Source organism: Bradyrhizobium sp. Kon56, from assembly GCF_055807635.1.
Map to the genome: position 1 here is coordinate 1 of NZ_JBVVOU010000600.1, position 240 is coordinate 240.

General features: G+C 64.6%; 1 protein-coding gene. It reads right to left on the reverse strand.

Annotated features, from left to right (window positions below; all coding sequences use genetic code 11):
• Positions 1-240: nucleoside recognition domain-containing protein (locus AC0L3B_RS40210; protein ID WP_473383592.1), on the reverse strand; the 240-nt coding region annotated here is incomplete at both ends.

Here is a 240-nt window from a genome sequence, read left to right on the forward strand (position 1 = left end):
CGGGGTGGCGGCGTTGTCCAGGCCCAGGCCGTTGGCGGCGAAGTTGAGGGTGATCAGGCCGATGGCCGGGTGGCCGGCAGGCACTTCGGGCATCAGGCGGCGAAACAGCGGGCCCAGGGCCTTGGCCAGCCAATCGACGATTCCGGCTTTTTCGGCGATACGCAGAAAGCCCAGCCACAGGGTCAAGGTGCCGAACAGCAGCACCATGACTTCCACCGACAGTTTGGCCATGGCAAAAAT